Genomic DNA, 20695 nt, shown 5'->3' with positions numbered 1-20695 from the left:
GGTCTGCAGCCATGTCAAAGTCTGTGCTAACCATTGATGGCCTGCAGTATTCCAACTGGTCGAGAGCCATTTTTGAACAAATGCGGGAGGGCGGCGTTGATGCAGTGCACGCCACGCTCGTATACCACGAAAATTGCCGTGAAACCCTTCTGCGTTTCGGCGAGTGGCAGCGTCGCTTCGAGGAGCACTCCGACCTGATCATGCCGGTTTTTGAGGCCAGCGATATCGAACTGGCCAGGGAAACAAACCGGGTCGGTATTTTCTTCGGGGCCCAGAACTGTTCGCCGATTGAGGACGATATCGACCTGGTGGCCATCATGCGCCGGTTGGGCTTGCTGATCATGCAGCTTACCTACAACAACCAGAGTCTTCTGGCCTGTGGTTGCTACGAAGCAGAAGACAGCGGCATTACCCGGTTTGGCCGGCAGGCGATCCGGGAGATGAACCGGGTGGGGATGCTGATCGATATGTCTCATAGCGCGGAGCGCTCCACGCTGGAAGCGATTGAGCTGTCAGAGCGGCCGGTCATTATCTCCCACGCCAATCCGGCCAGCTTTCACCCTGCCAAGCGCAACAAGTCCGATACGGTGTTGCGTGCCATCGCCGAAAGCGGCGGCATTCTGGGCTTTTCAGTGTATCCGTTCCACCTCAGGAACGGGCCTGACTGCACGCTGGACGAATTCTGCGGCATGGTGGCCGATACCGCCGAGCTGATGGGGATCGATCACATCGGCATGGGTACGGACCTTTGCCAGGCCCAGCCGGAATCGGTGCTGACGTGGATGCGTAACGGGCGCTGGACCAAAGCCATGGACTACGGCGAGGGTAGCCAGTCGAATGCCGGATGGCCTTCTCCGCTGGCCTGGTTCAGCGACAACCGTCACTTTCCGAATATTGTGGAGGGCCTCCGTCAGAAGGGGTTCAACCACGAGGAAATTGACAAAATCATGGGCCGAAACTGGCTCAAGCAGTTAACCGACGGCACGCGGCCCGCCGTAAACGCCGCGTTCTGATTACACACTGTTCCAAAAACAACAACAGGTAATCGTCATGACAAACTCAGCCAGCTCCATAGCTATCCCGGAAACAGGCATCAAGCGCTTCGGCGATCCAATTGTCCTGGGCCTGAGCGTGGGCTTCATCCTGCTCTTTCTCGGCCTATCTCTGTACGACATTCAGTGGACGGCGGGGCTGATCAGCGACGGCTTCGCCTGGACCGCTAAATATCTCGGTTCTTACTTTCAGCTACTGTTGCTGCTCACCTTCCTGATAGCGATGGGGGTGGCGATTTCGCCGGCCGGCAGTGCCAAAGTGGGCAACCTCGATACGCCGGAGCTCAGCACGTTCAAATGGCTGTCCATCATCATGTGCACCCTGCTTGCCGGGGGTGGCGTTTTCTTCGCGGCGGGTGAGCCGGTCTACCACTTCGTTGTCACGCCTCCGGTATTCGATACGGAAGCGGGTACGGCAGAGGCGGTTGCACCTGCGCTGGCCCAGTCCTTCATGCACTGGGGCTTCCTGGCCTGGGCAATTCTCGGGACGCTGTCTGCCATCGTCCTGGCCCATGCCCACTACGTGAAAGGCCAGCCTCTGCAACCGCGAACCCTGCTGTATCCGGTGTTTGGTGAAAGGGTGATGAAAGGCTGGTTCGGCGGCTGTGTTGACGCTGCCTGTGTGATTGCGGTGGTTGCCGGTACCGTTGGGCCGATCGGTTTTCTGGCCACCCAGGTCAGCTTTGGTCTGCATGAGCTGTTCGGTTTTGCCGAGGGCTATGGCACCCAACTGATCATACTGGGCGTCCTTGCCGGTGTGTATGTGACTTCAGCGATGACCGGTATTCACCGGGGGATTCAGCTGCTGAGCCGTTTCAACGTGTTTCTTGCCCTGGCGATTGCTGCCGTGATCTTTATTTTCGGCCCGACGCTGTTCCTGACCAATGCCTACACCCAGGGCTTTGGCGAATACATCAGCTCCTTTTTCTCGATGGCCACGGTAACGTCGGGCACCGCTGAAGGTTGGTGGATGCAGTGGTGGACGGTGTTCTTCTTTGCCTGGTTCCTGGGCTACGGACCGTTGATGGCCATCTTTGTCGCCCGGATCTCCCGCGGACGCACCATCCGCCAGATGATTCTCGCAGTTGGCGTCATGGCACCGGTTGCCACCACCATCTGGTTCACCCTGCTTGGTGGTTCCGGGATTTTCTACCAGATCACCGGCGCGATCGATCTGACCGAGGCCCTCAACAACTTCCAGTTTGATGTTGCCACACTCACCATAGCCGAAGCCCTGCCGGGCGGCGCCATGATGGCATTGGCGATTCTGCTGCTGACGACTATCTTTGTCGCTACTACCGGCGATTCCATGAGCTACGCCATCGCCGTGGTAAGTGCCGGCCATGATGCGCCCGAGCCAATCGTGCGTGCCTTCTGGGGCGTCGCCATGGCACTGATGGCAGCAGTGCTGCTGTACATGGGGGCAGGTCAGATCAGTGCATTGCAGCAGTTCATTGTAATTACGGCCATACCGGTGTCCTTGATCCTGCTGCCATCGCTGTATATCGGCCCCAAGTCTGCGTACGCCATGGCTCGAGAGCAGGGCATTGTTCCGCCCAAGGGTGAAGTGGCGCTGGTTGTTGCGACGACGGGCTCGTCCGAGAGCTCAGGAGTCTGATACATGGCAACCCCGTTGGATGCAAAGCCTGAACTTCAGCTCCGCCCCTCTGACCAGGTGATGAACCTGGTCAGACTCGGGAGCCTGCACGCCAGTCGTCTGAGCTTTTGCCGCAGCCTGGTTCGCCAGATGGCACGGGAGGACTGGACGGTCACCACGGTTCGTTTTGACCTGGATGCCGATGGTCACGGAGTTGTGATCTACCGTCTTAACACCCCGAACCACACCTATCATGGTGTGGTGTTCTCACAGCATCTGGATCCGGAACTCCGGTCCGACCGCGTGATCGCGGAGGCCTGGGATGTCACCTTTGCGCTGTTGGAAGGGGAAGTGGAAGACAGCCTTCTTGAGCAGATGGCGGCCAACGTGCCGTTGCAGGAGGCGGGCCGTCAACATCCTCGATTGCTGGTGCTGTCGCGCGCCAACAAGAGCCTCAGGAACTTTGGTCACTTTGTTGATGCGTTGGCCGCCGGCCGCCAGCCTGATCCGGCCTGGCTGACACGGGTCGGTTATCTGTACCGAACCACGGCGGTCTACGGTAACGGGAAATTCGGGATTGCGGATTACGCTCGCCTGCAGAACAATCCCGATTTCAATCGGCCCTTCTCGGCGCAGATGTTTGCGGTCTACCTGTTGCGCCACTTTTCGGTGCAACAGGTAGAGCATCTTGCCAGGAGCCGCTCGCCTGAGCGGGCTGTTGCCCTGCATCCATCCTTGCAGCGTTACCTGGGCATCGGTAATTCCACCGGGCTTGGCATGGCGCCGTTTCTGATCAATCACCCTCAACTGATCCAGCAATGGGTGTACTGTCGTGAGCGGGCTCTGGCCTATGCCCGTGAACAACTGCCCGACGACGCCAGCCGGCGTGAACTTCTGGCGTTGCTAAAAAGGGCCCACCGGCACTTTCTGGAAACTGTCACCGAGGATGCCGAGCAGACCCGGCGCAATGAGGCGACGGTTGTCTCCATTGATTCGGTTATCGAATGGCTGGAAAGGACCCCGGCCACCCCGACCCTCTGGAGCGATTTACTGGTGTGGGCCGACAAACAGTGCTCACTGGAGGCCCAGGAACTGATCAATACCCTGCTGATCGAGTTGTATCCGGATCTGATCGATGCGGTTGAGGATGAGCTCGGCTGTGAGGAAATACTGGAACTGCAGCCGGAAATGCGGGCGGCAACGCTGAAGCAGGAAATTGAGGCGCGGTTTGGCTGGGCGCTGGACTACGACCCCAAGAATCCGGACCACCAGTACTGGTTCTGGTACCGCTCTGCCGAGAAGGAAGAGCCAAGACTGGGCGTGCGCGCCAGTGAACCGGGCGCGGAAAAAGAGATGCCCCTTGCCATTGGGCCAAGGATCCATCGCACCCATCAGTTGCTGGATGCGTTTCTTGACCGCAGCCCCCGGGGTTCCATAGTCGAGTTTCTGATGGCCCATCCCCGGCAGAAAGAATGCGTGCGCCGGATCCAGACCATGGCCGCCACACCTTACGGTGAGATCCAGGCCAACCTCTGGCATCGGGACATGAAGCCCATGCATCTTCTGCGAACGAAGCTGTCGTTCTTCGGTGCCAGCCGGTTTGATCCTAAATCCGACCGTTGGGTGAGAGTAACCATGTTCCAGGGCGCGCCCCTGTTCTGCGAACTCTTCAGCGATCATGGCACCGACAAGGCGCGACTTGCTGAACTCGACGACTGGAGCTTTCCCGTGGAACCGGAGCTGAACCTGTCATGAAAGTCTCCTTCAATGAACTTCAGGGTATAGGCAGGAAAGCGTTTATCGGAATCGGCTTTGCCGAGGGTGATGCCATTGACGCGGCTGAAATGGTCGCCTGGATGGAAGCCCATGGCCTGGGCGGCGTCGAAGCGCTGAAAAAGGGACTCAGGTTTCTTCTGGCTGAGGATCATAACGAATCGCCAACCCTGGTCTATCAGGATGAAGACTTCAGCGTCCTTGATGCCCACAATCACAGTATTCTCGGCAACGCGAGTCTTGCTGTGGAGTTGGGGTATGCCAGGGCACGGGGGCGAGGGCTGTCGGTTACCAAGATTCGCCACTGCCACAATCGCATCCTGATTATTGGCTACCTGTCGCGGCTTGCCCGCCGGGGCATGAATGTCACGGCCTTCTGGCGCAATGCCCACGACCCACTTACAGAACTGGTGGTCGGGTTCAAGGCGGGGCACCCGGTCCCCGAGATCTGTCTCTACAGTCTGGAGAAAACGCCTGACGACACCGAGAAGAACGATGGCATTACCCTGATCATGGCCAACCACGTCGATTTATTGCCAAGCCTGCGTTCGGAATACGAGCTGACCAATCTGATGCGCCAGACCGAAGAGGATCTCGAAAGACAAAGAGACAGGGCGCTGGTGGAGGGCATGGATATCGATGACGAGCTTTGGCATAACCTGAAATCCCTGGCCGACCGACTGCTGGTCGAGGCGACCGACGCGTCCCGAAGCGGTGCCGGTGCAGGTACCAGTGATAACGACTGAACAGAGAAGCAAGCATGACCTCAACCTGTAAGATCACCCCTATCGCTACCCAGCTGCCGCGGTCCAAAGCCCCCCTTGAGTGGGCGGTGAGCGCGAACGGCATTCTCTTTACTGCCCAGATACCCATCGACGCCAGCGGTCAGGTGGTGGCCGGCGGTATTGAAGTCCAGGCCAGGCAAACCATGGAAAACCTCAAACATACCCTGGAGTGTGCAGGCGGTGGCATGGCCAGCCTGACCCAAGCGCTCATCTACGTGACCGATCGGGCTCATCTTGCGACGGTAAACCAGGTTTATGCCGAGTACGTGGCTTCGCCTTATCCGAATCGGGCTGCAATTATTGTCTCGGGGTTTGCGCGGGAAGAAATGCTGGTGGAGATTGTGGCTTATGCCGCTGCCTGAACCGATTCGAACCGGGATCCAGGTGTGAGCGTCTCGTGGTTTTCCGAAAAAAAGGCCACTGAATCCGTTGTTTACCGGCGGTGTGGGTTGTTTTTCCAGTTTGCTCTCCCAAGTACGCAACTGTAAGGAATTCATCGACTCCTAGAGGGAGGGCATTTATGTCATTGAAAGACGAACTGATCAGAAAAGCAGAAGCGCAACTGGAAGAATGGGAAAAACAAGCCGATTCCCTGAAAGCCAAGGCCAAAGCCAAAGAAGCGGAAGCTGAGAATGAGAAGGCCAGCGCGGATATCCAGCAGAGCGCGTCCGATACGCTGCGCTCGGTTGAAGAAAAGATCTCGGATGGCCGCAAAAAGCTGGATGAGCTCAAGCAGAGCGGCGAAGACAATATTGATTCCCTACGCGAAAAACTCTCTGATCTGGTCGGTCCGGGAGACAAGCGTTGAGGTTATTGATACTGGTTGTAGCAACGCTGTCGCTTGACCCGTAAACCCTGCCATTGTTCATGTCTGTGGTGGAGACCATATCGCTTCATTACAGCCATGAATTTGCCGGGATAATCGCACTGACCTGAAGCCGGCAGCCAATCCGTTGGCCCTCTCTCGTCCCGGTTCATGACAAAACTTTGTGACCCGACAACTCCGAATTGCTGGAAGCAACGTAGCTTTTAGCTCACCTGTGATGCAGAGAGACTGGTCAGGAGCGGAAACGAGTATGCCCGAGGGTCCCGAAATACGCCGCATGGTCGACGACATTCACAAAGCTGTAGGCGGCAAGACAGTGCAATCCGTGTTCTTTGCCTTTGAGCACCTGAAACCCTTTGAGAGTGTCCTTCGGGGACGCAGAGTTGAGAAGGTGGAAGCGCGGAGCAAAGCCGTCCTGGTGTTTTTCGAGGCTACAGACGAGGATGGGCCCTGGTGCGTTTACAGTCACAATCAACTCTACGGCAAATGGCGCATTGGCAAGCCGGATCGGGAGCCCAGAACTAACCGACAGCTGAGGTTTGCGATCATTGGCTTGAAAAAGGCCGCCCGGTTATACAGTGCCTCGGACATTCAACTGGTTCGGCCCGATGAATTAAGCGAAGTACCCTATCTTTCGCGGCTGGGGCCAGATCCGCTGAATCAGCCAATAACTGTTGAAGACCTCTTGTCGGTTTTCGCTGATCCGCGCTTTCGCGGAAGGAATCTGGGCGGTTTGCTGCTGGATCAGGGTTTCGTGGCGGGTATTGGCAACTATCTCCGCTCCGAGGTTCTCTTCGAGGCCCGGATTTCTCCCTGGTGCCGTCCTCGTGATCTGGACAGTGATCAAAAGATTCAATTGGCCGACGCCATTCAAACACTGGTCGAGCGAACTTACCGACTGAAAGGCATTACCAATCCGCCGGAGCGGGCAGAGCGCCTGAAGCAGGAAGGATGGAGCTTCGGTCAGCGCCGGCACATGGTGTTCAACCGCGATGGCCAGCGCTGCCATGACTGCGCCTCGGCCCTTGTCAAAACCATGATGGCCAGCCGTCGCCTCTATTACTGCCCGGTCTGTCAGGACGTTGAACCATAGTGAGCGCAGATGAACTGATAGTGTTTCTTACGTGTCGCCTTGTCCACTTGTAATCCCGATTTCCAAACTCCACATTTGATGCCCTTTTCGAGGTGCCTCCGTTGGCGATTCCCGAGAATTCCGTTTGACGGGGCGCAGCACCTTGGCAGTTTTTATCAGCATACAGGCGAATAGATAATCGGTATTAAAGAAGTGGTTAGTGAGAAAAAAGGCTCCCAGATAGCGCGGAGAAAGAAGCATTCAACATTGACGGCAGGCACTTACTACCCCAGGCCGGAAGCGGCTACAGCAGGCTATTACGGGGTGTTCGTCAATGGAGAACCTTACCTGTTGTTTCACTGTGGATATGACAAAGACGCCAGGGGGAGAGCCAACAATATCGCAGCGTCGGCAAATTTCCGGACACTACTCGAGGCAACCGGCACACTCTGTGAGAGGATTGAAGCCGGCTATCTGGAGGGCAATGAGGTCGACTGGAGTCGCGGGCATACGGTGATCAGCGCAAGCAGATCGGGTGATGTCGAGACAGCAACCCGCGAGATCAGTGCCATCAGGGCGATTGTCATGTACGGATCACATTCTGCTGTTGCCGAGACGTTTTGCATCGACGCCGCTCTGGCCTCTTTGATTGATACGGGCTTTCCCCGGGTTTCGAATTTTGATGACCTCCCGGAGCTTACCGATCATGACGTGAAACTGTCACTGGGAAATCTGGAAGCTAGAAAGCATCCCCGGGGTGGCCATTGAAGGTGGGAGTTCGGGACTAGGCCAGGCAGATACGATAGCGGGTAATTCCCGCCTCTTCTTCCCGCATCCATTCGATACGGTGCCCCGTTATTTCACACAGGGCCTGCAGATCCTGGCGTCCGGTAGGATCATCCGCAAGGAAATCGACCTGTGTCCCGCTGGGCAGATCTCTGGTCCGTTTTTTGAAACGTAGAATCGGAAGAGGGCATACCAGACCGACGGCGTCGATCTGGTATACCTCGGATTGATCAGTCAAGGCGAACGCTCTCGGCGCTGGTCTGCTCGGCTGACGACCAGCCAAACTGATTCAGCACCATCGGCGCAGCCGTGGCAATAAGCAAAGCCGCGACAAAAGCGGAAATCATGACCTTCACGACGAACCTCCCTTGCCTTGTTTGGCTTCTACCTCAGCCACCCACAGATCGTGGTGCTGACGGGCCCATTCCAGGTCGACCTGGCCGTTGCCCATGGCGTCGAACGCGCCTTCCATGCCAACCGAGCCGATGTAGATGTGAGCAATGATAGCCAGCATCATCACGAACGCCACGATTGAGTGCCAGATGTTGGCATATTGCATCTCTTCATGGGGTGCGAGCTCAGTCGGGAAGCTGGTTCCCAGAACGCTGTTGATCACCGCGAAAGTGTCGGCAAACATTGGCATCTGAAACGGAAACAGCAGCGACAGCCCGGAGAGAGAGACTGAGGCGCCCAGTATCATTACTGTCCAGAAGATGATTTTCTGGCCGGCGTTAAACTTCTTGGCAGAGGGATGACCCTTGGTAAAGATACCGCCGCCCGCCTTGATCCACTGCCAGTCCAGTTTGTTGGGAATGTTATGGGCAACCCACATCACGAAGGTCATCACCAGACCGAGCATGAAGGACCAGGCGATGTTGTTGTGGACCCATTTGGAGCCGGTAGCAATGGTGGCAAAGGCGTCGTGTCCGATGACGGGAATCAGGAAGGACCGGCCCATCAACGTTAGCAACCCTGTGAGGCCCAGAGCGATAAAGGAGCCCGCCAACAGCCAGTGCCCAAATCGTTCGACGGCTTTGAATCGTTGAATCGTAGTGCCGGCTGGGCCGCCATCGATCATGATTTTGCCGCGAACAAAATAGAACACCACCAACAACGCCAGGAAACCGAGAATTGCGCCGCCGCCGTAGGTAATCATCGGGCCTTCCCGCAGCTTCCACCAGGGCATGCCGCCATCCTGAATAAGGACCTCAGCCGCTGGCCCCCTCACTTGCGTTGTGGGGTCAATCTCGTTGTACCGGATAGAGCGCCAGTTGTCTGAGTCGGAAACCCCGCCCCTGGTACCCAGTTGATCCGTAATTGGAGCCGCGTTAGCGGGATCACCCAGGTTTTCAGACCGGAAGGAATCGTCCGTCTCCAGCTGTTTCTGGCGGCGCATTATGTCTTCGAGGGTCTGGGCGCCCCCGGTCGCTGTGCGATCAACCGTCGGGGACTCTTGTGCCCAGACAGGGTTGAATAGCAGCGCCGCCAGCACGAGGATGGCGGCACTAAAAAGTTTTGTTTTCATTAGAGCACTCCAACGGAATGAACAAGAAGAAATTGTTGCCTTGACCGACGTCGGGGCCCCGAAGGGCCCCGTATGAGTCAGGCCAGTTTATGCACCCTTCTTCTCGTAGGCTGTGCCCCATCCCCATGCGCCGGAACCAAAACCACGGTTCACAACACGCTGGCGATAGATGTCCGCTACCTCGTTGCCGTCACCGGCCAACAGGGCTTTGGTTGAGCACATTTCCGCACAGATCGGCAGTTTGCCCTCGGCGATACGGTTACGACCGTACTTGGAGAATTCAACTGTGGAATTGTCTTCTTCAGGACCACCTGCACAGAAGGTGCATTTGTCCATTTTGCCCCGGCTGCCAAAGTTGCCCGCTTGCGGGAACTGTGGTGCGCCGAACGGGCAGGCGTAGAAGCAATAGCCGCAGCCAATGCACAGATCTTTGGAATGCAGCACAACACCGTCTTCGGTCTGGTAGAAGCAATCCACCGGGCAGACGGCCATACAGGGCGCGTCTGAGCAGTGCATGCAGGCTACCGAAATCGAACGCTCTCCTGGCTTGCCATCTTCAATGGTTACCACTCGGCGACGGTTGATCCCCCAGGGGACCTCGTGCTCGTTTTTACAGGCCGTTACGCACGCATTACATTCGATGCAGCGCTCGGCGTCGCAAAGGAATTTTGCTCTTGCTTGTCCTTCAAGTGCCATGGTCTACACCTCTTGTTATGCCGGCATAATCGAACACAGGGTGGCTTTGGTCTCTTGCATCTGCGTGACCGAGTCATACCCGTATGTTTGAACTGTGTTGGTGGATTCGCCCAGAACGATGGGGTCGGCGCCCTTGGGATACTTGTCCCGCAGGTCCTTGCCCTGATAGTGCCCGCCGAAGTGGAACGGCATGAACGCCACGCCTTCTCCGACGCGTTCTGTCACCATGGCCTTAACCTTGATCCGCGCGCCTTCCGGACCGGAAACCCAGACGTCATTGCCATCGCGGACATTCAGGTTGTTGGCGTCGCGAGGGTTGATCTCGATGAACATGTCCTGCTGAAGTTCAGCCAGCCAGGGGTTCGATCGGGTTTCGTCACCACCACCCTCGTACTCGACCAGACGGCCGGAGGTAAGAATGATCGGGAACTCCTTGCTGAAGTCGTTCTTCTGGATTGACTCGTACAAGGTCGGCACCCGCCAGAAGGTCTTGTCTTCGTAGGTCGGGTAATCCGCCACCAGATCGCGACGGTTGGTGTACAGCGGTTCGCGATGCAGAGGCACCGGATCCGGGAAGTTCCAGACGATGGCCCGCGCCTTGGCGTTGCCGAAGGGCGCACATTCGTGCTTGATGGCCACGCGTTGGATACCACCAGACAGGTCTGTCTTCCAGTTGGTTGCCGGGCCGGCCACGGCTTCAATGCTGGCCCGCTCCTCAGCCGTCAGATCGCCATCCCAGCCCAGGTCCATCAGCATCTGCATGGTGAACTCGGGGTAGCCATCCTTGATTTCCGAGTTCTTGGAGTAAACACCGTCTGCCAGAATGTTCTGGCCGTTGTGTTCAACACCAAAACGGGCCCGGAACGTCAGGCCGCCTTCAGAAACCGGCAGCGACATGTCATACAGATTGGCAGTGCCCGGATGATTCATCTCTGGGGTGCCCCAGGACGGCCATGGCAAGCCATAGAAATCACCATCACAAGGTCCGCCAACTGCTCGCAGGGTGGTCTTGTCGAAGTGGTGCTGGTACTTCATGTGCTTCTTGAGGCGCTCCGGCGACTGGCCGGTATAGCCGATGGTCCACATGCCGCGGTTGAATTCTCGGGTAATGTCCTCAATCGACGGCTCATCGCCATCAATGGCGATGTTGCGGAACATGCGATCGGTAAAGCCGAACTTGTCCGCAAACAGTTTCATGATTTCGTGATCGACCTTGGAGTCGAACAGCGGCTCTACAACCTTTTCACGCCACTGCAGAGAACGGTTGGAAGCGGTTACCGAACCATGGGTCTCGAACTGGGTGGTCGTGGGCAGCAGATACGCGCCTTCTTTACGATCATGCAGCACCGCTGAGACGGTCGGGAAGGGATCCACTACAACCAGGAGGTCGAGCTTTTCCATTGCTTCCTTCATTTCCGTCATCCGGGTCTGGGAGTTGGGCGCGTGGCCCCACAGCACCATGGCCCGGGTGTTGTCTGGCTGCTCAAGGTTTTCCTTGGCTTCCAGGACACCGTCAATCCAGCGGGAGACCGGAATGCCTTTCTCGTTCATCATGGCCCGGGACTTACCGTCTTTATCCCAAACGGCAAAGCGGCCTTTCAGATAGTCCAGATCCTCTTCCCAGACGCGGGCCCAGTGAGCCCAGGAGCCAGCGGCCAGACCGTAGTAGCCAGGCAGGGTATCGGCGAGTACGCCCAGGTCGGTTGCACCCTGAACGTTATCGTGGCCACGGAAGATGTTGGTGCCACCGCCGGCTACGCCCATGTTGCCAAGGGCCAGCTGGAGTACACAATAGGCACGGGTGTTGTTGTTACCGTTGGTGTGCTGGGTACCGCCCATACACCAGATAACGGTGCCTGGCCGATTGTTGGCCAGGGTGCGGGCCACCCGCTCAAGCTGTGCACCCGGTGCGCCGGTTACACGCTCAACTTCTTCCGGATTCCAGCGCTTCACTTCCTCGCGAATGTCTTCCATGCCGTACACACGGGTACGGATGAATTCTTTGTCTTCCCAGCCGTTTTCGAAGATGTGCCAGAGAATACCCCACACCAGCGCAACGTCGGAGCCCGGGCGGAAACGCACAAACTCATCGGCATGGGCCGCTGTCCGGGTGAAACGCGGGTCGCAGACGATCAGCGGCGCGTTATTTTCTTCCTTCGCTTTCAGTACATGCAACAGCGACACCGGGTGCGCTTCGGCGGGGTTGCCCCCGATGATGAAGATCGCCTTGGACTTGTGAATGTCGTTGTAGGAGTTGGTCATTGCGCCGTAGCCCCAGGTATTGGCTACGCCGGCCACTGTCGTGGAGTGGCAGATACGGGCCTGGTGGTCCACGTTGTTGGTGCCCCAGTAGGCCGCAAACTTACGGAACAGGTAGGCCTGCTCGTTGTTGAACTTTGCGCTGCCCAGCCAGTAGACCGAATCGGGACCGCTTTGCTCGCGGATCTCGAGCATCTTGTCGCCGATTTCGTTGATGGCGGTGTCCCAGGAAATCTTCTGCCACTGGCCATTGACCATTTTCATCGGCGACTTGAGACGACGCTCGCCGTGGGCATGCTCCCGCACGGAAGCACCTTTGGCGCAGTGAGCGCCCATATTGAAGGGGCTGTCCCAGCCTGGTTCCTGGCCTGTCCACACGCCATTCTGAACTTCGGCTTCGACGGTGCAGCCGACCGAACAGTGCGTACAAACGGATTTCTTGACGACCACTTCTCCGCCACCGGTTGCCGGGGCTGCAGCTTCAACCCGTCCCGATGTCAGCGACAGCGCCGCCAGACCACCCACTGCCACACCAGACGTCGTCAGGAATTGACGACGGTCCAGAGTCTTGGCAGCGAGAGAAGAAAGCAAAGAGCCTGCACGGGAGCCTTTCGCTACCCCGTTGGTCTTCTTCCTTAACATGTCGTTTACCTCTCTCTTTATTATTCTCGTTTTTCCGGAAAGCCGAGTCTCTCAAGGGCCTTTCGCAACCTCGATCAACTCAAATCCCCGTTAAAAGCGAGCCGATTCGAAATATTTACGTGTGTGTTCGGTATCACGTAAACCGCGGCTTTTCGGCACGTCTTTTCTGACGACCTCGGCTGCGGCGTTCGGTGCAACCGTCATTGCAACGGCAGCCGGAGCTGCGGCAGCGGCCATTTGCAGGAAACGGCGACGGCTGTTTTCACGCTTCGGGTTGTCCATTGGACACCTCCCCCTGGGTTTATGGGACCTTCAGATCCCGGTTACTGAATTGCAAAGGCGTCGGCTTCCACGGCCATGAAGGCTCGACCAAGCGAACCAACTGGCGCGTAGAAGACGGCGCTTTGCGCTTCTTCCAAATCGGTGAAAAACAAGGCTGCCCACTTGGCCAGGTGGGTATCAAAAAACGCTTTCTGCGACGCCAACCCGCTGTCGCAGGGAAATTCGCCGGTGATGATGCCCGCCATGATTTCGCAAAGTGTGCCAATGTGGTCTTCCGGCTCTTTTACATCGCTGCGGGCTTTGATGCCCCGTGACCTGAGATCGGTTCGCAGTTCCGCCAGGGGCTTCTCATTCAGGAAGCCGGTGAGGTAGTAGCTGGCGTAGGGAAGCAATTCGCCACGACCGAGACCAACAAACAGGTTGTTGAACTCTCGCTCGGCATCATACGGGTTGGTCCGTTCGGCGAGGGCTGCCAGGTTCTTGCAGGCCGAACCAAGGGGCGTCTCGTCACCCTGCAGTGACGCCAGCCCTTTCAGTAAATCACTCGAGGGTGGGTCTACAAGCAGGACGCCCAGCAGCTGATAGATCTGGGCCCGGGCGCGATCCTCTTCGGAGACCGAACGCGGGCACTGGATTTCCGCAGTATTGCTCAATTCATGTTCCTTCTAATTATTATTTGCGGTCTGTCACACTAGTCTAGTACATATCCGAGAATAGTGGCCTGACCGGCCTTTAATTTGCTAATAGCTGAAATGCATTCAGTTAATAGTCAAAACGCATGCGCGGACGGAACCGCGGTTCCGGTTCCTCTTCCGGCTGACTCGTCTGTTCTTGGGTAAGCCGTTGCTCGGGAAGTTCCGTCGGCGTTCCGCTGCTCTCCAGCTCAGGGCTGTCCTCGGGCTCCGGCTCCTCAACAGTTGTCGAGTCAGGATCTGCCAACGATGAAATCGCCTGCTTGCCCGATTGGTCTTCCACAACGTCAGCGGCTTTTTTGGCTCTGTCGACGAGGCCCTCTCCCACCTTGTAGAGCGATTTCACTGTCTGGCCGGCCGTCGAGGCCAGTGTGTAGTCTTCGTCGTAATCATTGAGGCCATCGAGAACCGCAAGCACCGGGTTGGATTTCCACAGGCCCCTGAGGGCCTTCCGGCGGAGGAACTCCGGAATTTCCTTGCGCATGAACCCGGTGATGTCCGTGCCCAGTTCGATCTTTTCTGGATCGGGCAGGCCATATTTTTCCAGAAGCTCGTGTTCAGGCAATGTTTCATTAGTGGCAAGTTCCTGCTCTTCCGGGGTCGGTTCGGACTCGACAACCGGAGGAGGGGATGGCTCAGGGCGTTTTCCGGCTTCGGCTTTTTTGCGCGCCCAGCGCTGGAGTCTTGATTCGGCCATTACTGAATTCTCGGCTTTTTGATGTTCGCAGGAGCACGGTAAACGTCGCTTTCCTGGCGAATGCGCGGGTCGCCCTTGGCGTCCTCGGCGCCATCAACACGGACCTCGTCGCGACGGCGTTTCTTGAACGGCTCCTCGATGTAGTGCATGTCGATAAACTCTTTGATCCAGGCCGCCATGGATTCGGGAATGGGAACCGCCTCAACAATGCTTTCGCCACTATCGAGGGCGTCCAGTGCCTCATGGGCGCTGGCAGTGATAGTGCTGACGACCCATCCGGAGGGCGACTGGCTCGTTACATCTCTATCCATGATGATCCAGATCGATGGAACGGCCATGTTCAGGGAAACCAGATAGCCCTCGACGTCGGCCCGGAAAAGCTCCATCGTAACGGTGCTGGCGTGGTAATCGACAACGTCTTCCTCGCGAACCAGTTCTTTCCAGAATGCATCAGGTGCCCCCGGTATAACGGCAACTGGCTTCCAGATTTCCTTTACCCAACGGGTGACGCCCGGAGACCGGCGAACGACGGCTCCCACCCTCAACTCGCGTTTCCACTGTTCTGTACGACGACTCATGGTGCATCTCATTTTTTGTTATAGCGTAAAACTAGCAGGGCACAAACGATTATCCAATTGTCCAAAAGATAATGCCTGTGGCATGCTCGAAAAGCGATACGGAAACGTATACGTACAAAAACAACGAAAGAGTTCAATTCCTGATGAAGGCATACAAGACCCTATTATTGTGCAGCTGCGATAAATCACAGACCTTCGATTCAGAGGCGTTGCGGAAAGCCGCGGCGGCTGAACAGGTGATTGCAGTTGATCAACTGTGCGGCAGTGAAATGAGTGTTGCCGCCGAACATCTGGCCGCCAGTAACGACGTCCTGATTGCCTGTGGCCAGCAGGCGGCTTTGTTCGAGCGCCTCGCCGAAGACGTTTACGCCGAGATCCAGCACTCCGCGCCGCTCCAATCAATTGATATCCGGGATCGCGCCGGCTGGAGTGCTCCCGACGCCAAGCCCGAGCGCTTGCATGCTAAGCAGGCAGCCCTGGTCGCCGCCGCCCAATTGCCGGCGCCAATGGCCCCGGCAAAAAACATTCAGTCCAGTGGCGTGTGCTGCATCGTCGGTCCCACCGAGAAGGCTATAAGGATGGCCGAACTGGTTCAGGACGAACTGGGTGTCACCTGCATTGTCAACGATGCCGGCCCCATCCAGCTGCCATCCGCCGCCTACGACGTGGCCAAAGGCCAACTGACGGGAGCTTACGGTGCGCTGGGCAATTTCAAGCTGGAATTTGCCCACCTGCAGCCCCTGCATCCGGCCGGTCGCGGTGAGCTGGGTTATGAAGCAGCCAAGCCCACAGCCCGCAGCGAATGCGATGTGTTTATTGATCTGCGTGGCGGCGCCCCGGCGTTTCCGAGCCACGAGAAGCGCAACGGCTACTTCTGGGCCGACCCGAAAAAATCCGGCGAGCTGGAACGCATTGCCCTGACGGCCCGGGAAATGGTGGGTGAGTTCGAGAAAACGGTGTATTTCCGGCTGGAAGAATCCCTTTGTGCGCACTCCCGGGCGAACAAACCCGGGTGTACCCGTTGCCTGGATGTCTGTCCGACGGAAGCTATTTTCTCCGTCGGGGATCACATCCAGATTGATTCCGATATCTGTGCCGGTTGCGGCTCCTGCGCCGCGGTCTGTCCCACCTCTGCGGTGACCATGAATGAGACCCCGTTCGAGGCACTGACCAAGGCCGTGGAAGTGATGGCCAAGGTCTATCGCGAGCACACCCACGAATCTCCCCGTCTGGTTTTCCATACCCTGGAGGCTGGCACAGAAGCCATTGCCAACCTGGCCCGCTACGATAATGGTCTCGCGGATGATCTCATCCCGATGGCGCTGGAGCATGTCGACCGGATCGGCCACGCGGAAATCATGGCGGCGTTCGGCGCCGGCTACGCCGAGGTCCTGATCCTTGCGGACAACGAGCTGGATCGCCGTGCGGTGACTGCGGAAGTGGAACTGGCCCAGGCCATGCTCAAAGGTACCCACAACTCGCCGAGTCGGGTGCGGGTTATTTCCGCCATTGAGCTCTGCGATGCCGGCGACAATGCCGGTCGGGTGAGCGACCCGGTCTTGCTGGTTGGTGGTCGCCGGGATATCACCCGGGTAACAGTGGCTGCCATGTCGGAAAAGATCGAAGAGCCAATTCCGCTGCCCGTCGGTGCGCCTTACGGTGCCATCGAAATTGATTCCGATAAATGCACGCTTTGTCTTGCCTGTGTATCACTATGCCCAACGGGTGCGCTTGGTGACCATCCGGATCGCCCTGAGGTTCAGTTCACGGAAAACGCCTGTGTCCAGTGTGGCATCTGCGAGAGTACCTGCCCTGAAACCGCCATCACCCTGAAGCCCCAGCTTGATGTGTCCAAGGCGGCGCTCAGTGCCCGGGCGTTGCATGGTGAAGAGCCATTCGAATGCATCAAGTGTGGCACCCCATTTGGCGTTGCCAGCACTATTAACCGGATCGTCGAGAAACTTGAAAACCAGCACTGGATGTACAAGAACTCTGATAACGTGCAGCTCATCAAAATGTGTGATGACTGCCGGGTCAAGGCCCAGTTCCATGGGAGCACAGCACCTATGGCAGGCGGTGAGCGCCCGCGGGTCCGCACCAGTGATGATTATCTGGACAGTTAAAAACAACAGGACACACCATGGTTGAGTACACCGAAGTAGGAAAGAAGCCGAATCTGATCGGAACTGACGCTCCGAGGCCTCAGGACAAGAACCCGAGGGGCGTGGATCGCATCATTGCCATTGCATCCGGCAAGGGCGGCGTAGGTAAATCGACTGTGTCGTCCAACCTGGCTGTGGCCCTGGCCTCGAAAGGTCTAAAGGTCGGCTTGCTGGACGCAGATGTCTACGGCCCGAGCCAGCCCCGCATGCTAGGGGTTTCCGGCCGGCCGTCCAGCCCGGATGGAAGCACCATCCTGCCGCTGAGAAATCACGGCGTAACGCTGATGTCCCTGGGCCTGATGGCCCCGGACGATGAAGCCATCGTCTGGCGCGGGCCGATGTTGATGGGCGCTTTGCAACAGATGATGAACCAGGTGGAGTGGGGAAGGCTGGACGTGCTGCTGGTGGATCTGCCGCCGGGTACGGGCGATGTCCAGATGACCCTGAGCCAGAAGTTCTTCGTTGCAGGAGCGGTCATCGTCTCGACGCCCCAGGACATCGCCCTGATGGATGCCCGCAAGGGTATTGATATGTTCAAGCGGATGGATGTGCCGCTGTTCGGGTTGATCGAAAATATGGCCTCGTTTATCTGCGATGGCTGCGGCAAAGAGCACCATCCGTTCGGACACGGTGGCGCGCGGGCCGAGGCGGAGAAACTTGGTTCGCCCTTCCTGGGAGAGATTCCGCTGGATCTCGATATCCGGGTGGGATCGGATGGGGGTGTTCCGATTGTCGTTTCGAAGCCTGACAGCCCCCAGGCGCAGGCTTTCCAGCGCATCGCCGATGAAATTGTTGCCTCTGACGTCTATGCCCGGGCTATCCAATGATCGAATCACCCCAGTTCCCACCGTTACTGACCGGAGAGGTGGTGCCCAGGCACACCGACCCTTTTGACAAGGCTGTGAGCCGGGCCATTGCGGGTGTCGATTCCGGCACGGTGTTCTACTCCGAGCAAGGCGACAGCCTGCGTGCGGCCCTGGTGCTGGCGCCGGAAACGCCCCTGGAAGAGGCCATTCAGGCGGTCTATGTTGCCCAGATAGGTCTGGCCGAGAGCCTTGGTGCTCTGGCCCCGCCCGAAGTCCCCGTACACTTTGTATGGCCCGACCGCATCAAGGTAAACGGTGCGATGTGCGGCAGTGTCCGTTTCGCCGCGGATGTTTCTGACCCCAAGGCCTATCCCAACTGGCTGGTCATTGGCGTTGATGTGCCCTTTATCCCGATGACCGACGAGCCGGGAGAAAATCCAAACGAAACCTGTCTGTACGAGGAAGGCTGCGTTGAAATCACGCCCATGGCCCTGTTGGAAAGCTGGTCCAAGCACACGCTGTTGTGGCTGACCTACTTTATGGACAGTGGTTTCGAACGGGTGCACAACGAATGGCGGCCCCGCTGTGACACGCTGGGCAAGACAATCGAACGGCCCCGGCCCGGCATTTTTGTTGGCCTGGATGAAAAAGGTCGGATGCTGTTGCGTCAGGATGTCATGACCGAGACACTGAGTTTGATTGAATTCGCGGAGCACGTATGAAGCTGGCCCGAACCCTGCAACTGGACATATCGGACGAAAACGTATTTGAAAAGCCTGCGCCCAGTGGTGAATGGGCGATCTCCGGTGGCTTCGAGTTCTCCAACTGGACCGAAGCAGACCTGAAAGGCAAAGCCCGCCAGGCATTCAGTAACGGCTGGTACAGCATTGAATCAGGCGGGCGCGCCAGTTTCGTGGGGGTATGCAACATCACCGAACCGGAACTCGAGCATGTTCGCCGTACCCTTGCACAGACGTTTGTTGACCATTACGGCGCGCCGGATATCGATGCGGCCTATCCGGTTGCCTGTGAAGAAATCGACCAGATGCGCAGCATGTGTGAAGACTTCGAGGACAACACCCTGCTGATGGTCAGCCGTACACTGACCGAGCTGGGTGTCGAGGAAACCTACCGTTCCCGGGGCCCTCAGGATGCTTCACTGGAGGCCTTTGCGGTTCATGGCAGCGTTGACTGATTAAAGGCCGAAGCTGCCGTAAGGAATAAACCGCACGGGGGTGCCCGGCTCTATCTGTTGGGCGCTCTCATCCAGTTCCACCAGTCCGTCGGACCAGGCCAGGCCGGTCACCCGGCCGGAGCCTTCCGAACCGAATACCTCAACCTGCCCATCCCGGACCCGTGCCCGCAGCATCTCGCTGCGCCCGGGCTTTTTGTTCTTCGAAAAGTTGGCCGGCATCACATAGGCCTGAGGCTCGAACCATTCTCCGCCCGCCAGTAGTGCCATGGCAGGGGCGCCAAACCGGAGGGCGCAAACCCAGGCGGCCACCGGATTACCCGGCAGGCCGACGACCGGCGTGCCCTGGAACATAGCGAGGGCCAGAGGCCGGCCGGGCTTGATGGCAATGCGCCAGTTGCTGATGTCGCCGTGGGCTTTCAGGGTTTTCGATACGTGATCTTCGTCGCCGGCGGACACACCGCCGCTGGTCAGGATCAGGTCGCAGTGTTCCGCGCCCCGCTCAAGCGCCGCTTTCACCTCTTCGGCCCGGTCCAGCACATGGCCGAGATCCACCAGCTCGTAGCCCAGTTGCGAAATCAGGGCGCTGAGCATCGGCCGGTTAGCGTCGTAGATCTGCCAGTCGGTGACGGCGGCACCAACCGGTTTTACCTCATCACCGGTAGACAGAACCCCGACCCTCAGCCTCTGGTAGACGTCGACCGATTCCACCCCCACGCTGGCGAGTACGGAAATCTGTGTGGGCGTCAGGCGGGTTCCGGCGACCAGGATCCGATCCTGAGCCTTGATGTCTTCGCCGGCTTTGCGAGCATTGGCGCCCGCTTTCAGCGTGCCGTTCAAATGCAGCTGGCCATCCCTGACTTCGCAGTCTTCCTCCAGCACCACCGTATCCGTGCCGGCTGGAATGACCGCTCCTGTCAGAATCCGGATCGCATGACCTTCGGGCACCTGTCCCATGTAAGGCTCACCGGCGGCGCTGCGGCCATCCACCAGCGGCAGTGTACAGGGCACGTCTGTCACCGGCCCGGCCAGGGCGTAGCCGTCGACGGCGGAATTGTTGCTTGGGGGGTGGGCCCGAGGCGCATGGACATCGCTTGCCAGGATCCGGCCGTGAACCTGTGAGAGCGGAACGGCGTGTTCCACTTCCACCACGGGATGCAACCGTGAACGCAAACGCTCCAGGGCCTCTTCGACCGGCGTCCAGTTCACTCCGGGGGGCAAGGCAAAACAGTCGTTGCGAAGCGGTTTCATGGATCTTCGGCTCCTGGTTGTC

Annotated in this window: 22 protein-coding genes; 12 read left to right on the top strand and 10 right to left on the bottom strand. The window is 57.9% G+C overall.

The features are described from left to right. Positions 1 to 11: 11 nt before the first annotated feature. From KEHDKFFH_RS11115 to KEHDKFFH_RS11080, 8 genes are all read left to right on the top strand, one after another. Entirely contained in the window at positions 12 to 1013 is a 1002-nt protein-coding gene (locus tag KEHDKFFH_RS11115; protein ID WP_192875778.1) for a membrane dipeptidase, read from the top strand. A 37-nt stretch (positions 1014 to 1050) separates the two neighbouring features. Further along, positions 1051 to 2670 carry a BCCT family transporter gene (locus KEHDKFFH_RS11110; protein ID WP_104321986.1) on the top strand — a complete coding sequence of 540 codons (1620 nt, stop codon included), beginning with the start codon at positions 1051 to 1053 and terminating at the stop codon, positions 2668 to 2670. A 3-nt stretch (positions 2671 to 2673) separates the two neighbouring features. Continuing rightward, complete coding sequence (locus KEHDKFFH_RS11105) at positions 2674 to 4404, top strand: hypothetical protein (RefSeq protein ID WP_104321985.1); 1731 nt, start codon at positions 2674 to 2676, stop codon at positions 4402 to 4404. After that, positions 4401 to 5168 carry a DUF3726 domain-containing protein gene (locus tag KEHDKFFH_RS11100; protein ID WP_104321984.1) on the top strand — a complete coding sequence of 256 codons (768 nt, stop codon included), beginning with the start codon at positions 4401 to 4403 and terminating at the stop codon, positions 5166 to 5168. Before KEHDKFFH_RS11105 ends, KEHDKFFH_RS11100 begins: the two co-directional genes overlap by 4 nt. A 14-nt stretch (positions 5169 to 5182) precedes the next feature. Further along, the gene (locus KEHDKFFH_RS11095) at positions 5183 to 5569 is read left to right on the top strand and encodes a RidA family protein (RefSeq protein ID WP_104321983.1); all 387 of its coding nucleotides are present in this window, start codon (positions 5183 to 5185) and stop codon (positions 5567 to 5569) included. A 158-nt stretch (positions 5570 to 5727) separates the two neighbouring features. Beyond that, positions 5728 to 6015, top strand: coding sequence for a hypothetical protein (locus KEHDKFFH_RS11090; protein WP_104321982.1), 288 nt, complete (start codon positions 5728 to 5730; stop codon positions 6013 to 6015). A gap of 268 nt (positions 6016 to 6283) precedes the next feature. Further along, complete coding sequence (gene nei / locus KEHDKFFH_RS11085; protein WP_104321981.1) at positions 6284 to 7126, top strand: endonuclease VIII; 843 nt, start codon at positions 6284 to 6286, stop codon at positions 7124 to 7126. A 246-nt stretch (positions 7127 to 7372) separates the two neighbouring features. After that, entirely contained in the window at positions 7373 to 7873 is a 501-nt protein-coding gene (locus KEHDKFFH_RS11080; RefSeq protein ID WP_241956480.1) for a hypothetical protein, read from the top strand. Positions 7874 to 7889: 16 nt separating this feature from the next. Here KEHDKFFH_RS11080 and KEHDKFFH_RS11075 read toward each other — a convergent pair whose 3' ends face one another. From KEHDKFFH_RS11075 to KEHDKFFH_RS11040, 9 genes are all read right to left on the bottom strand, one after another. Next, positions 7890 to 8129: a sulfurtransferase TusA family protein gene (locus KEHDKFFH_RS11075; RefSeq protein WP_104321979.1), complete on the bottom strand. Its 240-nt coding sequence runs from the start codon at positions 8127 to 8129 to the stop codon at positions 7890 to 7892. Then, a complete protein-coding gene (locus KEHDKFFH_RS20495; RefSeq protein ID WP_277872178.1) occupies positions 8122 to 8247 on the bottom strand; it encodes a hypothetical protein in 126 nt (41 codons plus the stop codon). The genes KEHDKFFH_RS11075 and KEHDKFFH_RS20495 overlap by 8 nt, the downstream gene beginning before the upstream one ends. Next, complete coding sequence (locus tag KEHDKFFH_RS11070; protein ID WP_104321978.1) at positions 8244 to 9416, bottom strand: formate dehydrogenase subunit gamma; 1173 nt, start codon at positions 9414 to 9416, stop codon at positions 8244 to 8246. The genes KEHDKFFH_RS20495 and KEHDKFFH_RS11070 overlap by 4 nt, the downstream gene beginning before the upstream one ends. An 87-nt stretch (positions 9417 to 9503) precedes the next feature. Then, complete coding sequence (gene fdh3B, locus KEHDKFFH_RS11065; RefSeq protein ID WP_064229103.1) at positions 9504 to 10112, bottom strand: formate dehydrogenase FDH3 subunit beta; 609 nt, start codon at positions 10110 to 10112, stop codon at positions 9504 to 9506. A gap of 15 nt (positions 10113 to 10127) precedes the next feature. After that, the gene (locus KEHDKFFH_RS11060; protein ID WP_104321977.1) at positions 10128 to 13013 is read right to left on the bottom strand and encodes a formate dehydrogenase subunit alpha; all 2886 of its coding nucleotides are present in this window, start codon (positions 13011 to 13013) and stop codon (positions 10128 to 10130) included. 90 nt (positions 13014 to 13103) lie between these two features. Next, a complete protein-coding gene (locus KEHDKFFH_RS11055) occupies positions 13104 to 13295 on the bottom strand; it encodes a twin-arginine translocation signal domain-containing protein (protein ID WP_104321976.1) in 192 nt (63 codons plus the stop codon). 41 nt (positions 13296 to 13336) lie between these two features. Further along, positions 13337 to 13948: a TorD/DmsD family molecular chaperone gene (locus KEHDKFFH_RS11050; RefSeq protein ID WP_104321975.1), complete on the bottom strand. Its 612-nt coding sequence runs from the start codon at positions 13946 to 13948 to the stop codon at positions 13337 to 13339. A 109-nt stretch (positions 13949 to 14057) separates the two neighbouring features. After that, on the bottom strand, positions 14058 to 14684 hold the full coding sequence (locus tag KEHDKFFH_RS11045; protein ID WP_104321974.1) for a DUF3306 domain-containing protein: 627 nt from the start codon (positions 14682 to 14684) through the stop codon (positions 14058 to 14060). Next, complete coding sequence (locus KEHDKFFH_RS11040) at positions 14684 to 15262, bottom strand: DUF3305 domain-containing protein (protein ID WP_192875777.1); 579 nt, start codon at positions 15260 to 15262, stop codon at positions 14684 to 14686. Before KEHDKFFH_RS11040 ends, KEHDKFFH_RS11045 begins: the two co-directional genes overlap by 1 nt. Positions 15263 to 15405: 143 nt before the next feature. On the opposite strand from KEHDKFFH_RS11040, the gene KEHDKFFH_RS11035 reads away from it, so the two are divergent. From KEHDKFFH_RS11035 to KEHDKFFH_RS11020, 4 genes are read left to right on the top strand one after another with little or no spacing between them, the layout of a single operon-like run. Continuing rightward, a complete protein-coding gene (locus tag KEHDKFFH_RS11035) occupies positions 15406 to 17385 on the top strand; it encodes a 4Fe-4S binding protein (protein ID WP_104321972.1) in 1980 nt (659 codons plus the stop codon). 17 nt (positions 17386 to 17402) lie between these two features. Continuing rightward, positions 17403 to 18251 carry an Mrp/NBP35 family ATP-binding protein gene (locus KEHDKFFH_RS11030; protein WP_082905141.1) on the top strand — a complete coding sequence of 283 codons (849 nt, stop codon included), beginning with the start codon at positions 17403 to 17405 and terminating at the stop codon, positions 18249 to 18251. Next, a complete protein-coding gene (locus tag KEHDKFFH_RS11025) occupies positions 18248 to 18952 on the top strand; it encodes a biotin/lipoate--protein ligase family protein (protein ID WP_104321971.1) in 705 nt (234 codons plus the stop codon). The genes KEHDKFFH_RS11030 and KEHDKFFH_RS11025 overlap by 4 nt, the downstream gene beginning before the upstream one ends. Beyond that, complete coding sequence (locus KEHDKFFH_RS11020) at positions 18949 to 19425, top strand: DUF6505 family protein (RefSeq protein ID WP_064229096.1); 477 nt, start codon at positions 18949 to 18951, stop codon at positions 19423 to 19425. The genes KEHDKFFH_RS11025 and KEHDKFFH_RS11020 overlap by 4 nt, the downstream gene beginning before the upstream one ends. Here KEHDKFFH_RS11020 and KEHDKFFH_RS11015 read toward each other — a convergent pair whose 3' ends face one another. Then, complete coding sequence (locus KEHDKFFH_RS11015; RefSeq protein ID WP_104321970.1) at positions 19426 to 20673, bottom strand: molybdopterin-binding protein; 1248 nt, start codon at positions 20671 to 20673, stop codon at positions 19426 to 19428. Positions 20674 to 20695: the final 22 nt, after the last annotated feature.

Origin of the sequence: Marinobacter maroccanus (assembly GCF_002933275.1) — a bacterium.
GTDB lineage: Bacteria > Pseudomonadota > Gammaproteobacteria > Pseudomonadales > Oleiphilaceae > Marinobacter > Marinobacter maroccanus.
This window is presented reverse-complemented; position numbering and strand designations above follow the sequence as displayed.

What these genes read in the sequence shown, in the direction of transcription:
- fdh3B (WP_064229103.1), bottom strand. Translation starts at nt 10,112, where the DNA reads ATGGCACTTGAAGGACAAGCAAGAGCAAAATTCCTTTGCGACGCCGAG.
- KEHDKFFH_RS11110 (WP_104321986.1), top strand. Translation starts at nt 1,051, where the DNA reads ATGACAAACTCAGCCAGCTCCATAGCTATCCCGGAAACAGGCATCAAG.
- KEHDKFFH_RS11060 (WP_104321977.1), bottom strand. Translation starts at nt 13,013, where the DNA reads ATGTTAAGGAAGAAGACCAACGGGGTAGCGAAAGGCTCCCGTGCAGGC.
- KEHDKFFH_RS11020 (WP_064229096.1), top strand. Translation starts at nt 18,949, where the DNA reads ATGAAGCTGGCCCGAACCCTGCAACTGGACATATCGGACGAAAACGTA.
- KEHDKFFH_RS11100 (WP_104321984.1), top strand. Translation starts at nt 4,401, where the DNA reads ATGAAAGTCTCCTTCAATGAACTTCAGGGTATAGGCAGGAAAGCGTTT.
- KEHDKFFH_RS11030 (WP_082905141.1), top strand. Translation starts at nt 17,403, where the DNA reads ATGGTTGAGTACACCGAAGTAGGAAAGAAGCCGAATCTGATCGGAACT.
- KEHDKFFH_RS11015 (WP_104321970.1), bottom strand. Translation starts at nt 20,673, where the DNA reads ATGAAACCGCTTCGCAACGACTGTTTTGCCTTGCCCCCCGGAGTGAAC.
- KEHDKFFH_RS11090 (WP_104321982.1), top strand. Translation starts at nt 5,728, where the DNA reads ATGTCATTGAAAGACGAACTGATCAGAAAAGCAGAAGCGCAACTGGAA.
- nei (WP_104321981.1), top strand. Translation starts at nt 6,284, where the DNA reads ATGCCCGAGGGTCCCGAAATACGCCGCATGGTCGACGACATTCACAAA.
- KEHDKFFH_RS11095 (WP_104321983.1), top strand. Translation starts at nt 5,183, where the DNA reads ATGACCTCAACCTGTAAGATCACCCCTATCGCTACCCAGCTGCCGCGG.
- KEHDKFFH_RS11055 (WP_104321976.1), bottom strand. Translation starts at nt 13,295, where the DNA reads ATGGACAACCCGAAGCGTGAAAACAGCCGTCGCCGTTTCCTGCAAATG.
- KEHDKFFH_RS11105 (WP_104321985.1), top strand. Translation starts at nt 2,674, where the DNA reads ATGGCAACCCCGTTGGATGCAAAGCCTGAACTTCAGCTCCGCCCCTCT.
- KEHDKFFH_RS11035 (WP_104321972.1), top strand. Translation starts at nt 15,406, where the DNA reads ATGAAGGCATACAAGACCCTATTATTGTGCAGCTGCGATAAATCACAG.
- KEHDKFFH_RS11115 (WP_192875778.1), top strand. Translation starts at nt 12, where the DNA reads ATGTCAAAGTCTGTGCTAACCATTGATGGCCTGCAGTATTCCAACTGG.
- KEHDKFFH_RS11040 (WP_192875777.1), bottom strand. Translation starts at nt 15,262, where the DNA reads ATGAGTCGTCGTACAGAACAGTGGAAACGCGAGTTGAGGGTGGGAGCC.
- KEHDKFFH_RS11025 (WP_104321971.1), top strand. Translation starts at nt 18,248, where the DNA reads ATGATCGAATCACCCCAGTTCCCACCGTTACTGACCGGAGAGGTGGTG.
- KEHDKFFH_RS11045 (WP_104321974.1), bottom strand. Translation starts at nt 14,684, where the DNA reads ATGGCCGAATCAAGACTCCAGCGCTGGGCGCGCAAAAAAGCCGAAGCC.
- KEHDKFFH_RS11070 (WP_104321978.1), bottom strand. Translation starts at nt 9,416, where the DNA reads ATGAAAACAAAACTTTTTAGTGCCGCCATCCTCGTGCTGGCGGCGCTG.